The 13,855-nt window shown below is 66.2% G+C and carries 13 protein-coding genes; 2 read left to right on the top strand and 11 right to left on the bottom strand.

Annotated elements, in window-relative coordinates; all coding sequences use genetic code 11:
• Positions 1 to 100 precede the first annotated feature (100 nt).
• From ASD34_RS26035 to ASD34_RS25990, 10 genes are all read right to left on the bottom strand, one after another.
• Positions 101 to 1,732 carry an ABC transporter substrate-binding protein gene (locus tag ASD34_RS26035; RefSeq protein ID WP_056584257.1) on the bottom strand — a complete coding sequence of 544 codons (1,632 nt, stop codon included), beginning with the start codon at positions 1,730 to 1,732 and terminating at the stop codon, positions 101 to 103.
• A 39-nt stretch (positions 1,733 to 1,771) separates the two neighbouring features.
• Positions 1,772 to 2,794, bottom strand: coding sequence for a peptide ABC transporter ATP-binding protein (locus tag ASD34_RS26030; protein WP_056584254.1), 1,023 nt, complete (start codon positions 2,792 to 2,794; stop codon positions 1,772 to 1,774).
• The gene (locus tag ASD34_RS26025) at positions 2,791 to 3,816 is read right to left on the bottom strand and encodes an ABC transporter ATP-binding protein (protein ID WP_056584251.1); all 1,026 of its coding nucleotides are present in this window, start codon (positions 3,814 to 3,816) and stop codon (positions 2,791 to 2,793) included. The genes ASD34_RS26030 and ASD34_RS26025 overlap by 4 nt, the downstream gene beginning before the upstream one ends.
• Before the next feature lie 17 nt (positions 3,817 to 3,833).
• Positions 3,834 to 4,742: an ABC transporter permease subunit gene (locus tag ASD34_RS26020; RefSeq protein WP_056584248.1), complete on the bottom strand. Its 909-nt coding sequence runs from the start codon at positions 4,740 to 4,742 to the stop codon at positions 3,834 to 3,836.
• 4 nt (positions 4,743 to 4,746) lie between these two features.
• Positions 4,747 to 5,751, bottom strand: a complete 1,005-nt coding sequence (locus ASD34_RS26015; RefSeq protein ID WP_056584245.1) for an ABC transporter permease subunit — start codon at positions 5,749 to 5,751, stop codon at positions 4,747 to 4,749.
• Positions 5,752 to 5,805: 54 nt separating this feature from the next.
• Positions 5,806 to 7,485: a long-chain-fatty-acid--CoA ligase gene (locus tag ASD34_RS26010; RefSeq protein WP_056584242.1), complete on the bottom strand. Its 1,680-nt coding sequence runs from the start codon at positions 7,483 to 7,485 to the stop codon at positions 5,806 to 5,808.
• 99 nt (positions 7,486 to 7,584) lie between these two features.
• Entirely contained in the window at positions 7,585 to 9,084 is a 1,500-nt protein-coding gene (locus tag ASD34_RS26005; RefSeq protein ID WP_056584238.1) for an NAD(P)(+) transhydrogenase (Re/Si-specific) subunit beta, read from the bottom strand.
• On the bottom strand, positions 9,081 to 9,419 hold the full coding sequence (locus ASD34_RS26000) for an NAD(P) transhydrogenase subunit alpha (RefSeq protein WP_056584236.1): 339 nt from the start codon (positions 9,417 to 9,419) through the stop codon (positions 9,081 to 9,083). Before ASD34_RS26000 ends, ASD34_RS26005 begins: the two co-directional genes overlap by 4 nt.
• A gap of 51 nt (positions 9,420 to 9,470) precedes the next feature.
• Positions 9,471 to 9,833: an aspartate 1-decarboxylase gene (gene panD, locus ASD34_RS25995; RefSeq protein WP_056584233.1), complete on the bottom strand. Its 363-nt coding sequence runs from the start codon at positions 9,831 to 9,833 to the stop codon at positions 9,471 to 9,473.
• 17 nt (positions 9,834 to 9,850) lie between these two features.
• A complete protein-coding gene (locus ASD34_RS25990; RefSeq protein ID WP_056584230.1) occupies positions 9,851 to 10,993 on the bottom strand; it encodes a Re/Si-specific NAD(P)(+) transhydrogenase subunit alpha in 1,143 nt (380 codons plus the stop codon).
• A 402-nt stretch (positions 10,994 to 11,395) separates the two neighbouring features.
• Here ASD34_RS25990 and ASD34_RS25985 point away from each other — a divergent pair, with 402 nt between their 5' ends.
• Together ASD34_RS25985 and ASD34_RS25980 are read left to right on the top strand one after the other, a co-directional pair.
• Complete coding sequence (locus ASD34_RS25985) at positions 11,396 to 12,109, top strand: response regulator transcription factor (RefSeq protein ID WP_056584227.1); 714 nt, start codon at positions 11,396 to 11,398, stop codon at positions 12,107 to 12,109.
• A gap of 65 nt (positions 12,110 to 12,174) precedes the next feature.
• The gene (locus ASD34_RS25980; RefSeq protein ID WP_056584224.1) at positions 12,175 to 12,648 is read left to right on the top strand and encodes an NUDIX hydrolase; all 474 of its coding nucleotides are present in this window, start codon (positions 12,175 to 12,177) and stop codon (positions 12,646 to 12,648) included.
• 13 nt (positions 12,649 to 12,661) lie between these two features.
• Here ASD34_RS25980 and mnmA read toward each other — a convergent pair whose 3' ends face one another.
• On the bottom strand, positions 12,662 to 13,762 hold the full coding sequence (gene mnmA / locus ASD34_RS25975; protein ID WP_056584221.1) for a tRNA 2-thiouridine(34) synthase MnmA: 1,101 nt from the start codon (positions 13,760 to 13,762) through the stop codon (positions 12,662 to 12,664).
• Between the last annotated feature and the right edge of the window lie 93 nt (positions 13,763 to 13,855).

Here is a 13,855-nt window from a genome sequence, read left to right as displayed (position 1 = left end):
CTATTCCAGAAACACCGCGGAACCGGCTTCGCCGGGCCCCAGGTGTTGCCCCCTGCAAGGGGGTTGGCGTAGCGACACGAAGTGCGCGAAGCCTGGGGGTTTACTTGATATCCACGCCGTAGAACGTATGGCGACCGAAGGGGCTCAGCTTGAAGTCGATCACCTCCTTGCGCACCGGCTTCAGCTGCACCGCGTGCGCGATGGTGAACCACGGCGCCTGCTCCTTGAAGATGACCTGCGCCTTCTTGTAGAGCGCGTCGCGCTCCGACTGCTTGGTCGCACTCTTGGCTTTCACCACGAGGTCTTCGTAGGGCTGGTAGCAGAACTTCGAGATGTTGCTGCCGCTGGCCGACTTGGCCGAGGCGCAGCCCAGCAGCGTGTAGAGGAAGTTGTCCGGGTCGCCGTTGTCGCCGGTCCAGCCCAGCATGCCCATCTGGTGCTCGCCAGCCTGCAGGCGCTTGCGGTACTCGCCCCATTCGAAGCTCTTGATCTCGGCCTTGACGTTGATCTTGGCGAGGTCGGCCTGCATCAGCTCGGCGATGCGCTTGGCGTTCGGGTTGTACGGGCGCTGCACCGGCATGGCCCACAGGTCGGTGCTGAAGCCGTCGGGGAAGCCGGCTTGCGCCAGCAGCTTCTTCGCGGCCTCCGGGTCGTACGGGTCGTCCTTCACGGCATCGTTGTAGGACCACAGCGTGGGCGGGATCGGGTTCTTCGCGGCCACGCCGGTCGTGAGGTACACGCCGTCGATGATGGCCTTCTTGTTGATCGCCATGTTGATGGCCTTGCGCACGCGCACGTCGTCGAAGGGCTTCTTGGTCGTGTTGTACGAGAGGTACCCCACGTTCAGGCCCGGCTGCTCCAGCACCTGCACGTTCGGGTCCTTGCGGATCGCGTCGAGGTCGGCCGGGTTCGGGTACGGCATGACATGGCACTCGCCCTTTTGCAGCTTGGCCCAGCGCACCGAGGCATCGGGCGTGATCGCGAACACGAGGTCGTCGATCTTGGCCTTGCCGCCCCAGTACTGCGGGAACGCCTTGAAGCGGATGATCGCGTCCTTCTGGTACTGCACCAGGTAGAACGGGCCGGTGCCGATCGGGTCCTGGTCGACCTTCTCGGGCGTGCCGGCCTTGAGCATTGCAATCGCGTACTCTTTCGACTGGATGCCCGCGTACTGCATCGCCAGATTGGCGAGGAACGGCGCCTCGGCCTGGTTGAGCGTGATCTTCACCGTGTGGTCGTCGATGCGGTCCACCGACTTCAGCAGCTTGGGCATGCCCATGTCGTTGAAGTAGGAGTGGTTCTGGCTCGTGACCTTGAAGAAGGGATCGCTCTCCTTCCACTGGCGTTCGAGCATGAAGATGAAGTCGTCGGCGTTGAAGTCGCGCGTGGGCTTGAAGCTCTTGCTCGTGGTGTGCCACTTCACGCCCTTGCGCAGGTGGAAGGTGTAGACCGTGCCGTCGGCCGAGATGTCCCATTTTTCAGCGAGGCCCGGCATCACCTTGGTGCCGCCGCGCTCGAACTCGACGATGGTGTTGTAGACCTGCGTGGTCACGTCGAAGGACGTGCCGGTGGTGTTCATGCCCGGGTAGAAGTTTTCCGGGCTTCCTTCGGAGCAGTACACCAGCGTCTTGGCTGACACGGCGCCGCAGGCCAGGGTAAGGGCCGTGAGCGCTGCTGGTGCCAGGAGCGCCAGCTTTTGTGAGCGGCGCGAAACGGAGGACTGGGTCTTCATGGGGACTCCTCGAGACAGGGTTGAAAAATTCGCCGCGCCTCAGGACGCGGCGAGCACGGGACCATCGGCGCGCACGGCCGGCGCGCCATCGAGAAACTGCTCGGCGTAGTGGCAGGCCACCAGCCGTTCGTCGAGCGCGCGCAGCGCGGGGCGCTCCTCGCGACAGCGCGGTTGCACATGCGGGCAGCGCGTGCTGAAGACGCAGCCCGAAGGCGGGTTCAGCGGCGACGGCAGCTCGCCCTTGAGCACGATGCGCTGGCTGCTCAGACCCGGCGTCGAGGCCAGCAGCGCCTGCGTGTACGGATGCAGCGGCCGCGTGAAGATGCGCGACTTGGGCCCGTGCTCCACCGCATGGCCCAGGTACATCACGAGCACGTCGTGCGCAATGTGACGTACCACGCCGAGGTCGTGCGAGATGAAGAGATAGGCCAGCCCCAGCTCGGCCTGCAGGTCGGCCAGCAGGTTCAGCACCTGGGCCTGGATCGACACGTCGAGTGCCGACACCGGCTCGTCGGCCACCAGCAGGCGCGGCGACAGCATGAGCGCGCGCGCAATGGCGATGCGCTGGCGCTGGCCGCCCGAGAACATGTGCGGGTAGCGGTTGGCGTGCTCGGGGCGCAGGCCGACGCGGGCGAGCATCTCGCGCGCGCGCTCGGCGCGCTCGGGCTTGCTCAACGAGGTGTTGATGGCCAGCGGGTCTTCGAGCACCGCCGAGATCTTCTTGCGCGGATTGAGCGAACCGTACGGGTTCTGGAACACCAGCTGCACGGCCTGGCGCAGCTCGCGCTTGCGTTCATGCGGCGGGCTCACGGCATCGGCGCCGATCAACGTCAGCTGCCCGGCGGTGGGCTTTTCGATCAGCGCGACCATGCGCGCGAGCGTCGACTTGCCGCAGCCCGACTCGCCCACCACCGCCAGCGTACGCCCACGTTCGAGGCGGAACGAGATGTCGCCCACGGCGCGCAGCTGCGCCGGTGCGCGGAACAGCCCGCGCCGCACGGCGTAGGTGCGCTGCAGGTTGCGCGCCTCGGCAACGATCTCCGGTGACGGTGCATCGCTCATGGCAGCACCTCCGCGACGGGAGCGCGCGGCGGGTCGTGCGCGATGGCTTCGGCGCGACCCGGCTCGCCGAGTGGAAAGTGGCAACGCACCTCGGCACCCTGCCACGCGCGCAGCGCCGGTCGCACCTGGCAGGCGCGCTCGGTGACGTAGCCGCAGCGCGGTGCGAACAGGCAGCCCGCGGGCCGGTCGTGCACGCCGGGCACCACGCCGCTGATCGTGGCGAGCCGGCCCTCGGGCGCGGCGCGCTCGGGCAGCGCCGCCAGCAGCGCCTCGGTGTACGGATGCTGCGGCGATGCAAAAAGGCGGTCGACGCGCTGGTGCTCCATCACCTGCCCCGCGTACATCACGGCGATGCGCTGCGCCATTTCGCTCACCACGCCCATGTTGTGCGTGATGAGCACGAGCGCCATGCCGCGCTCCTTCTGCAGGTCGCGCAGCAGGTCGAGGATCTGCGCCTGGATGGTCACGTCGAGCGCGGTGGTCGGCTCGTCGGCGATCAAGAGGCGCGGGTTGCAGGCGATGGCCATCGCGATCATCACGCGCTGGTTCATGCCGCCCGAGAGCTGATGCGGAAAGCTGCCCAGGCGCGACGAGGCGGCGGGAATGCCCACCTGTTCGAGCAACTCGGTGGCGCGCTTTCTTGCTTCGCGCTTGTCGAGCTTCAGGTGCAGCCGCAGCGTTTCCATCAACTGGAAGCCGATGGTGAAGCAGGGGTTGAGGCTGGTGGTCGGCTCCTGGAAGATCATCGCGACCTCCTTGCCGACCAGCGTGCGGCGGGCCTTGTCGGAGATGCCGAGCAAGTCCTTGCCCGCAAAGCGCATGTGGTCCGCGCGCACGCGGCCCGGGAAGCCGACGAGGCCCATGAGCGCCATCATCGTGACGCTCTTGCCCGAGCCCGATTCGCCGACGATGCCGAGCACTTCGCCTTCTTCGAGCGTGAGGCTCACGCCGTCGACCGCATGCAGCACACCGCCCTGGGTGGGAAATTCAACGTGCAGATTCTGGATATCGAGCAAAGGCATCGTTTCTCTCCTTTGCTTCAGCGCTTGAGCTTGGGATCGAGCGCATCGCGCAGCCCGTCGCCCAGCAGGTTGAACGCCAGCACCGCCGCAAGAATCGCAAGGCCCGGAAAGGTGACGACCCACCACGCGCGCAGCACGAACTCGCGCGCGTCGGCCAGCATGGTTCCCCACTCGGGCGACGGCGGCTGCGCGCCCAGGCCGATGAAGCCGAGCGCCGCCGCATCGAGGATGGCGGTCGAGACGCCCAACGAGGCCTGCACGATCAGCGGTGCCGAGCAGTTGGGCAGCACCTCGCGGAACATCAGGCGCAGCGTGCCGGCGCCGCTCACGCGCGCAGCGGTCACGTAGTCGCGCGAGACCTCGGCGATGACGGTGGCGCGCGTGATGCGCACGTAGTGCGGCAGCACGACGATGGCCACCGCGAGCATGGCGTTGACGAGCCCCGGCCCGAGGATCGCGACGATCACGATGGCCATCAGCAGGCTGGGCATCGTGAGGATGATGTCCATCATCCGCATGATCGCGATCTCCAGCGCGCCGCGGAAGAAGCCGGCGACGAGCCCGAGCACCACGCCCACCACCACCGACAGCGCCACCACGGCGACGCCGATCGACAGCGACAGCCGCGCGCCGTGCATGAGCCGCGACAGGATGTCGCGCCCGATGGCGTCCGTGCCCAGCACGTACTGCCACGAGCCGCCCTCCTGCCAGGCCGGTGGCTTGAGGAAGGCCGCGGCGTTGGTCTCGTTCGGCGCATGCGGCGCGATCCACGGCGCGAACAGCGCCACCAGCAGCAGCACGACGATGGTGACGAGGCCGATGACAGCGCCGCGGTTCGCCGAGAAAGCGGTCCAGAACTCGCGCCAGGGGCCGGGAGGCACCGAGGCCGGCGTGCCGGGGGCAACCGCGTGGGTGTTGCCTGCCATGGGCTCAGTGCCTGATCCGCGGGTTGATGACGCCGTAGGCGACGTCCACCAGCAGGTTGAGCAGCATCACGATGCCGCCGAGCAGCAGCATGCCGCCCTGCAGCACCGGGTAGTCGCGCCGCCCGATGGCCTCGATGAGCCACTTGCCGACACCCGGCCAGGAGAAGATGGTCTCGGTGAGGATCGCGCCGGTGAAGAGCACGCCGATCTGCAGGCCGATGACCGTCACGACCGGGATCAGCGCGTTGCGCAGCGCATGCAGGCCCACCACGCGAAAGCGCGACAGGCCCTTGGCGCGCGCGGTGCGGATGTAGTCCTCGCCCAGCACTTCGAGCATGGCTGAGCGCGTCATGCGCGCGATGACGGCCAGCGGCACGGTGCCCAGCACGATGGCCGGAAGGATGAGGTGGTGCAGCGCCGACCAGAAGGCCTCGGTCTCGCCGGCGCGCAGCGCGTCGATCAGCAGGAAGCCGGTCTGCGGCTCGACGAAGTACTGCACCGAGATGCGGCCCGACACCGGCGTCCACCCCAGCTGCACCGAGAAGAACAGGATGAGCAGCAGGCCCCACCAGAAGATCGGCATCGAGTAGCCGGTGAGCGACGTGGCCATCACGCCGTGGTCGAAGATGGAGTTGCGCCGCACCGCCGCCAAGATGCCGGCCGGCAGCCCGAGCAGCAGCGCGAAAAGAATCGCGCACACGGCGAGTTCGACCGTGGCCGGAAAGAGCGCGAGGAACTCGCTCATCACCGTGTCCTGCGTGATGAGCGACTTGCCCAGGTCGCCCTGCAGCACGCGGCCGATGTAGATGCCGTATTGCACGAGCAGGGGCTTGTCCAGGCCCATGGCGGTGCGCAGCTGGGCGTGGCGCGCGGGGTCGATGCCGCGCTCGCCGGCCATCGTCTCGATGGGGTCACCCGGCACCAGCCGGATGAGAAAGAAGGCCAGCAAGGTCATGCCGATGAAGGTCGGCACGAGCAAGCCTAGGCGGACATAGATGAATCTGAGCATCGACCCGCGAATATGCAAGATCGATGCCCCGGCCCCACCCGGGCGGAACCCTTACTACTTCTTGCTATCCCGCAGTTCGCGCCGCAGGATCTTGCCCACCGGGGTCTTGGGCATGTCGGTGCGGAACTCGATCACGCGCGGCTGCTTGTAGCCCGTGAGGTTGGCGCGGCAGTACTCGCGCACCTGCGCTTCGGTGAGTGCCGGGTCCTTCTTGACGATGACCAGCTTCACGGCCTCACCGGTCTTGTCGTCGGGCACGCCCACTGCGGCGCATTCGAGCACGCCGGGCAGCATTGCCACGACGTCCTCGATCTCGTTCGGGTACACGTTGAAGCCCGACACCAAAATCATGTCCTTCTTGCGGTCGACCACCTTGAAGTAGCCGCGCTCGTCGACCACGCCGATGTCGCCGCTCTTGAAGTAGCCGTCGGGCGTCATGACCTTGGCGGTCTCGTCGGGGCGCTGCCAGTAGCCGGCCATGACCTGCGGGCCCTTGATGGCGATCTCGCCGCGCTCGCCGGTCGGCACTTCGTTGCCCTCGTCGTCGAGCAGCTTGAGCCAGGTGCTCGGCAGCGGCAGGCCGATGGTGCCGGTGTAGGCGGTGCTGTTGGTCGGGTTGCAGGTGGTCGAAGGCGAGGTTTCCGAGAGGCCGTAGCCTTCGCAGATCGGGCATCCGGTTTTCTCGAGCCAGAGCTTGGCCACCGCGGCCTGCACGGCCATGCCGCCGCCAACGGAAACCTTCAGGTTCTTCCAGTTGACGGTGTTGAAGTCAGGGTGGTTCGCCAGTCCGTTGAACAGCGTGTTGACAGCCGGGAAGCTGTGGATGGTGTGCTTCGACAGTTCTTTCAGCACGCCGGGAATGTCGCGCGGGTTCGGAATGAGGATCAGCTTGCCGCCCGTGCGCATGTTCAGCATCATGCCGACCGTGAACGCGAAGATGTGATACAGCGGCAGTGCGCACACGCTGGTGGGCTGTTCGTTGGCCGGCACCTTGGCCATGACGGGCTCGTTCCAGGCTTCGGACTGCAGCACGTTGGCGATCACGTTGCGATGCAGCAGCACCGCGCCTTTCGACACGCCGGTGGTGCCGCCGGTGTACTGCAGCACGGCCACGTCGTCGGGGCCGATGGCCACAGGCTTGAGCTTGCCGCTCGCGCCCTTGTCGAGCGCGTCGTTGAAGCGCACCGCGCCCGGCAGGCTGAAATGCGGCACCAGCTTCTTCACGTTGCGCACCACGTAGTTGACGAGCGCGCCCTTCAGGAAACCGAGCCGGTCGCCCATGGCCGCCAGCACGATGTGCTTGATCGGCGTGGCCGCGATGCATTGCTGCAGCGTGGTGCCGAAGTTCTCCATGATGACGATCGCCTTGGCGCCCGAGTCCTTCAACTGATGCTCGAGTTCGCGCGGCGTGTACAGCGGGTTCACATTCACCAGGATCAGGCCGGCGCGCAGGATGCCGGCCACCGCGATCGGGTACTGCGGGCAGTTGGGCATCATCACGGCCACACGGTCGCCCTTGGCCAGGCCCAGGCCCTGCAGGTACGCGGCGAAGGCCTTGCTCCGCTTGTCGGTTTCCGCGTAGCTGACGTCCTTGCCCATGAAGCTGTAGGCCGTGCGGTCGGCGTGCTTGGTGAAGCTCTCCTCCATGAGCGCCACCAGCGACGGGTACTGCGAAGCGTCGATGTCGGCGGGCACGCCTTGCGGGTAGCTGCTGAGCCAGGGGCGTTCGGTCATGGATGTGTCTCCTCGGAGTCGGATGAGTTTTTAAAACGAAAACGGCGCACGTAAGGCGCCGCGACGATCGGGCCCGCATCGCGGGCGCGGACCTTCGGCCTATTCGATGGCCTTGCCCATATCTTCCACTACTTTTTTCGCATCACCAAAGACCATCATGGTCTTGTCCATGTAGAAGAGTTCGTTGTCCAGGCCCGCGTAGCCGGCCGCCATGGAGCGCTTGTTCACGATGACAGTCTTGGCCTTGTAGGCTTCCAGGATCGGCATGCCGTAGATCGGGCTGCCCTTGGTGTGCGCCGCAGGATTCACCACGTCGTTGGCACCCAGGATGATCGCCACGTCGGCCTGGCCGAACTCGCCATTGATGTCTTCCATCTCGAACACCTGGTCGTAGGGCACCTCGGCCTCGGCCAGCAGCACGTTCATGTGGCCGGGCATGCGGCCGGCCACCGGGTGGATCGCGTACTTGACGGTGATGCCCTTCTCGGTGAGCTTGGCCGCCAGTTCCTTCACGGCGTGCTGGGCGCGCGCCACGGCCAGGCCGTAGCCGGGCACGATGACCACAGTCTCGGCGTTGCCGAGCACAAAGGCCGCGTCGTCGGCGCTGCCGCTCTTGACCGGGCGCTGTTCCTTCGCGCCGCCGGTGGCCGCGGCCGCCTCGCCGCCGAAGCCGCCCAAAATCACGTTGAAGAACGAGCGGTTCATGGCCTTGCACATGATGTAGCTCAGGATCGCACCCGACGAGCCCACCAGCGAACCGGCCACGATCAGCATCGCGTTGTTCAGGCTGAAGCCAATGCCGGCCGCCGCCCAGCCCGAGTAGCTGTTGAGCATCGACACCACCACCGGCATGTCGGCGCCGCCGATCGGGATGATGATGAGCACGCCCATCACGAAGGCCAGCGCCAGCATCGCGAAGAATGCCGGCCAGCTTTCGGTGGCCACGAACACCAGGCCCAAGGCGATGGTCGCCAGGCCCAGCACCAGGTTCAGCATGTGCTGGCCCTTGAACTGCACCGGCGCGCCCTGGAACAGGCGGAACTTGTACTTGCCCGAGAGCTTGCCGAAGGCGATGACCGAGCCGCTGAAGGTGATGGCGCCGATGGCCGCACCCAGGAACAGCTCGAGCCGGTTGCCGTAAGGAATGCCGTGGCGCACGAAGCCGTCGAAGAGGATGGCGCCGTCGGGCGTGCGCGCACCGATGACGGCCGCCACGGGCGCGGCCGTGATGCCGAAGGCCCAGGGCTCGGCCACTGCGGCCACGCCGATGAACACCGCGGCCAGGCCGATCATGCTGTGCATGAAGGCGACCAGCTCGGGCATCTTGGTCATCTCGACCTTGTTGGCCATGAAGGCGCCCAGGCCGCCACCGACCACGACGGCGGCCAGCACCCAGGCGATGCCGGTGGTGAACTCGACGTTGAGGGCGCGCGCCTGTGCGTGCACCAGTGCAATGGTGGTCAGCACGGCGATCGCCATGCCGGTCATGCCGAAGACGTTGCCGCGGATCGAGGTGGTGGGATGCGACAGGCCCTTCAGGGCCTGGATGAAGCAGACGCTGGCAACGAGGTACAGCAGCGTGACGAGGTTCATGCTCACTTGGCCACTCCTTGTGCTGCCTCAGCGGCCTTGGGGGCGGCCTTCTTGTCTTTCTTCTTGAACATCTCGAGCATCCGGCGCGTGACCAGGAAGCCGCCGAAGACGTTCACCGCGGCCAGCGCCACGGCGAGCACGCCCATGGTCTTGCCCAGCGGGGTGGTGGTGAGCGCGGCGGCCAGCATGGCGCCCACGATCACGATGGCCGAGATGGCGTTGGTCACGGCCATCAGCGGCGTGTGCAGCGCGGGCGTGACGGTCCAGACCACGTGGTAGCCAACGTAGATGGCCAGCACGAAGATGGTCAGGTTGATGACGGTGTGCGAAACGATTTCCATGGTGTTTTCTTCTCCTCGTTCGGTCTCGGTGTCTCTGGGTCCAGGGCGCTGTCAGAGCTGCTTGACTTCGTTGATGCGGTTGGCATCGCCCAGCAGCACCACCTTGGGCTTGTGGTCGGCGGCTTCGACCTCGGTCATGGGGGCATAGGTGCAGATGATGAGCAGGTCGCCCACATGCGCCTTGCGCGCCGCCGCGCCGTTGAGCGAGATGGCGCCCGATCCGCGCGCCGCCTTGATGACGTAGGTCGAGAAGCGCTCGCCGTTGTTGACGTTGTACAGCTCGATCTTTTCGTACTCGCGCATGTCGGCCGCGTCGAGCAGGTCCTCGTCGATGCCGCACGAGCCTTCGTAGTGCAGGTCGGCTTCGGTGACGGTGGCGCGATGCAGCTTCGCGCGCAGCATGGTGCGATTCATGGAACGGCAGCCTGCTCTTACTTGCGCGTGACCTGGCCGTCCTGCGTGACGCGGCAGGCGGCGACGATGTCGTCCTCAAGGTCGATCTTGAGTGCGCCTTCCTTCGTGACGACGAGCTTGAGGAAGTCGAGCACGTTGCGCGCATACAGCGCCGACGCGTCGGCTGCCACCAGCGCCGCAAGATTGGTTTCGCCGACGATGGTCACGCCATGCTTGACCACGGTCTTGTCGGCTTCCGACAGCGGGCAGTTGCCGCCCACGCCACCATCGGCATTGACAGGGCCCTTGCCGGCCGCGATGTCGACGATGACCGAGCCCGGCTTCATCGACTTCACCATGTCCTCGGTGATGAGGGTCGGCGCCGCACGGCCCGGGATGAGCGCGGTGCTGATGACCACGTCGGCCAGCGCGACGCGCTTGGCAACCTCGATCTGCTGGCGCGCGAGCCAGCTCGCAGGCATCGGCTTGGCGTAGCCGCCGGCACCGACCGCGGCCTCCTTCTCTTCGTCGGTGTCGTAGGACACCTCGATGAACTTGCCGCCCAGCGACTCGATCTGTTCCTTGACGCTCGGACGCACGTCCGACGCCTCGATCACGGCGCCCAGGCGCTTGGCCGTGGCAATGGCCTGCAGGCCGGCCACGCCGACACCCAGGATGACGACGCGCGCGGCTTTCACGGTGCCGGCAGCGGTCATGAGCATGGGGAAGAAGCGCTGGTACTTGTCGGCCGCGATCATCACGGCCTTGTAGCCCGCGATGTTGGCCTGCGAGCTGAGCACGTCCATGCTCTGGGCGCGCGTGGTGCGCGGCGCGGCTTCGAGGGCGAACGCCGTGACGCCCGCGGCAGCCAGGCGTTGCAGGCCGGCCGCGTCGAAAGGATTGAGCATGCCGATGACGACCGCGCCGGCCTTCAGCTGCGCCGCTTCGGCGTCGCTGGGCGTGCGCACCTTGAGCACCATGTCGGCGCAGAACGCCCCGGCTGCATCGGTGATCTCGGCCCCTGCCGTCTGGTATGCCGCGTCGGTGACGCTGGCCGCAATGCCGGCACCGGCCTGCACACGCACGGTATGCCCGGAGGCCACCAGTTTCTTCACCGTTTCGGGTGTCACGGCCACTCGGGTTTCGCCAGCCGCTGTCTCGGCAGGCACGCCTATCAACATAGAGTTCTCCTCAGGGGGAAGGGGCAGCACGGATTGCGGGCAGAGCTTACAGCAAGATTACAAGCGTTCACTGTCACCAACATACCGCGTGCGACTCACCTTTCGATGCCCATCTGCATTGGTTTTATAGCTATTTATTTGATAGCAGCTTGAGGATCGACGCGATTTTTGCGAGACGCCGTTCTCGTGAGTTGAAACCCCCACGTCGACCGGATCAGCGATTCTTTTCGAATGCGTGCGATTGAATTCAATTGCATTCAATTAACGATTTGATCACAAAGATAAAATCAAATTGAGCAAATTAGCAGCAATTCGAAGCCGATATCGAAGACGCAGATAGATACACTTCGATTCATATTGCCGACACATGTACAGAGCGGCTCACGGCGGAAAGGGAATGGAATGCGAATTGCGGTACTCGACACTGAGCCGGACCAGCTTCAGTTGATCAACCAAACCATGGCGAGCCTCGGCCACGAGTGCCACGCCTTCCCCGGTGGCAAGGCACTGCTCCATGCATTGCGCCGCGAGACCTTCGACATGCTGGTCCTCGGCTGGCGCCTGCCCGACATGAAGGGACCCGACGTCGTGCGCACGATCCGCCAGGAGCACAAGAGCCGCATGCCTATCCTGTTCGTGACCGACTGCCACGACGACACCGACCTGGTCGAAGGCCTCAATGTCGGTGCCGACGATTTCATGGCCAGGCCGCTGCGCCCGACCGAATTCCAGGCCCGCATCAATGCGCTGCTTCGCCGCTCGTACCCCGCACGGCACGAGCCCGAGCTGGTGTTCGGTCCGTACCATTTCTTTCCGCCCTCGCGCACCATCAAGGTCCACGGCGCCACGGTCGAGCTGAAGAACCGCGAATACGAACTGGCGCTCTTCCTGTTCCAGAACCTCGGGCGGCTGCTCTCGCGCGAGCACCTGCATGAAGCGGTGTGGGGGCTGGGCGTCGAAGCCCTCTCGCGCTCGCTCGATACCCACGTGTCGCGCCTGCGCACCAAGCTCGAGTTACGGCCTTCGAACGGCTTCCTGCTATTGGCGGTCTATGGCCTGGGCTACCGGCTGGAAACCATCGACGTGCAGGCGCGGGCCGGCACGGCCCTGCGCTGACGCGCTCCCGGCCGCAGCGCCTGCCGCACAGCCGGCGTCCGATAGCCGATAGACTCGCGCCCACGATGCCCACACGCTGGAAACCCAATGTCACCGTGGCCGCGGTGATCGAGCAAGACGGCCGCTTCCTGCTCGTCGAAGAGCAGACCGACGACGGCCTGAAGCTCAACAACCCCGCCGGCCACCTCGACCCCGGCGAGTCGCCCGAGGACGGCTGCATCCGCGAAACACTCGAGGAAACGGCCCACGCCTTCACACCGACCGCGCTGCTCGGCGTGTACATGGCGCGCTCGGCCGAGCAGCCCGACGTGACCTACATGCGTTTTGCCTTCACCGGCGAACTGGGTGCGCGCGAAGAAGGCCGCGCGCTCGACGAAGGCATCGTGCGCACGCTGTGGATGAGCGCGGACGAAATCCGCGCCAGCGTGGCGCGCCATCGCAGCCCGCTGCTGCTGCGCTGCATCGAGGACTACCTCGCCGGCAAGCGCCACCCGCTGTCGCTGATCCACACCGAAGACGGCGTGCGGCAGTCGCGCTGAGCCGCCGCTCGAATCAGACGATGACGCCGCCCCCGAGGCAGCGCTCGCCGTCGTACAGCACGGCCGACTGCCCCGGCGTGACCGCCCATTGCGGCGCACCGAAGCGCAGGCTGAATGCACCGTTGGCGCCCTCGCCCAACTCACAGGCCGCATCGGCCTGCCGGTAGCGCGCCTTCGAACCATAGGTGCCGGCCGCAGGCGCATCACCCGCCACCCAGCTCGCATCGTCCGCCGTCAGGTCGGTCGACAGCAGCCACGGATGGTCGTGCCCCTGCACCACCCACAGCGTGTTCTTCTCGACGTCCTTGCGCGCGACGAACCACGGCGAATGGTCGCCCGCGCCGCGCTGTGCGCCCTTCTCCTTCACGCCGCCGATGCCCAGGCCCTGGCGCTGGCCCAGCGTGTAGAAGCTCAGGCCCTGGTGCTCGCCGAGCTTGCGGCCGCGATCGTCCTTGATCGGGCCCGGCTCCTTCGAGATGTAGCGGTTCAGGAAGTCGCGGAACGGCCGCTCGCCGATGAAGCAGATGCCGGTCGAGTCCTTCTTCTTCGCGTTGGGCAGGCCGATTTCCTCGGCGATGCGGCGCACCTCGGTCTTGTGCAGCTCGCCGACCGGGAACAGCGTCTTCGACAGCTGGGCCTGGTTCAGGCGATGCAGGAAGTAGCTCTGGTCCTTCGAGTTGTCGAGCCCCTTGAGCAGTTCGTGCCGGCCCGTGGCCTCGTTCAGGCGCACGCGGGCGTAGTGGCCGGTGGCGATCTTCTCGGCGCCCAGCCGCATGGCGTGGTCGAGGAAGGCCTTGAACTTGATCTCGGCGTTGCACAGCACGTCGGGGTTCGGCGTGCGGCCGGCCTTGTATTCGCGCAGGAACTCGGCGAACACGCGGTCCTTGTAGTCGGCGGCGAAGTTGACGTGCTCGATCTCGATGCCCAGCACGTCGGCCACGCTGGCGGCGTCGATGAAGTCGACGTTCGACGAGCAGTACTCGCTGTCGTCGTCGTCCTCCCAGTTCTTCATGAAGATGCCGACCACCTCGTGCCCCTGCTGCTTGAGCAGGTGCGCGGTGACCGCGGAGTCCACCCCGCCGCTCAGCCCGACCACGATCCGTTGTTTTGCCATAAGCCCGCCATTGTCCCAGCCCGGCGACAGGGGCATCCGGCGTGTGGGAAATCGGGAAAACCCGTGTCGCCGGCTTGTCAGCCCGCACGCCAC

The sequence above is a fragment of the Variovorax sp. Root473 genome, assembly GCF_001426505.1.
Classification (GTDB): Bacteria; Pseudomonadota; Gammaproteobacteria; order Burkholderiales; family Burkholderiaceae_C; genus Variovorax.
This window is presented reverse-complemented; position numbering and strand designations above follow the sequence as displayed.

Excerpts from the sequence above, each read along its gene's own strand:
- ASD34_RS25980 (WP_056584224.1), top strand. The coding sequence starts at position 12,175 with ATGCCCACACGCTGGAAACCCAATGTCACCGTGGCCGCGGTGATCGAG.
- ASD34_RS25990 (WP_056584230.1), bottom strand. The coding sequence starts at position 10,993 with ATGTTGATAGGCGTGCCTGCCGAGACAGCGGCTGGCGAAACCCGAGTG.
- ASD34_RS26015 (WP_056584245.1), bottom strand. The coding sequence starts at position 5,751 with ATGCTCAGATTCATCTATGTCCGCCTAGGCTTGCTCGTGCCGACCTTC.
- ASD34_RS26000 (WP_056584236.1), bottom strand. The coding sequence starts at position 9,419 with ATGGAAATCGTTTCGCACACCGTCATCAACCTGACCATCTTCGTGCTG.
- ASD34_RS26035 (WP_056584257.1), bottom strand. The coding sequence starts at position 1,732 with ATGAAGACCCAGTCCTCCGTTTCGCGCCGCTCACAAAAGCTGGCGCTC.
- panD (WP_056584233.1), bottom strand. The coding sequence starts at position 9,833 with ATGAATCGCACCATGCTGCGCGCGAAGCTGCATCGCGCCACCGTCACC.
- ASD34_RS26030 (WP_056584254.1), bottom strand. The coding sequence starts at position 2,794 with ATGAGCGATGCACCGTCACCGGAGATCGTTGCCGAGGCGCGCAACCTG.
- mnmA (WP_056584221.1), bottom strand. The coding sequence starts at position 13,762 with ATGGCAAAACAACGGATCGTGGTCGGGCTGAGCGGCGGGGTGGACTCC.
- ASD34_RS26010 (WP_056584242.1), bottom strand. The coding sequence starts at position 7,485 with ATGACCGAACGCCCCTGGCTCAGCAGCTACCCGCAAGGCGTGCCCGCC.
- ASD34_RS26020 (WP_056584248.1), bottom strand. The coding sequence starts at position 4,742 with ATGGCAGGCAACACCCACGCGGTTGCCCCCGGCACGCCGGCCTCGGTG.
- ASD34_RS26025 (WP_056584251.1), bottom strand. The coding sequence starts at position 3,816 with ATGCCTTTGCTCGATATCCAGAATCTGCACGTTGAATTTCCCACCCAG.
- ASD34_RS25985 (WP_056584227.1), top strand. The coding sequence starts at position 11,396 with ATGCGAATTGCGGTACTCGACACTGAGCCGGACCAGCTTCAGTTGATC.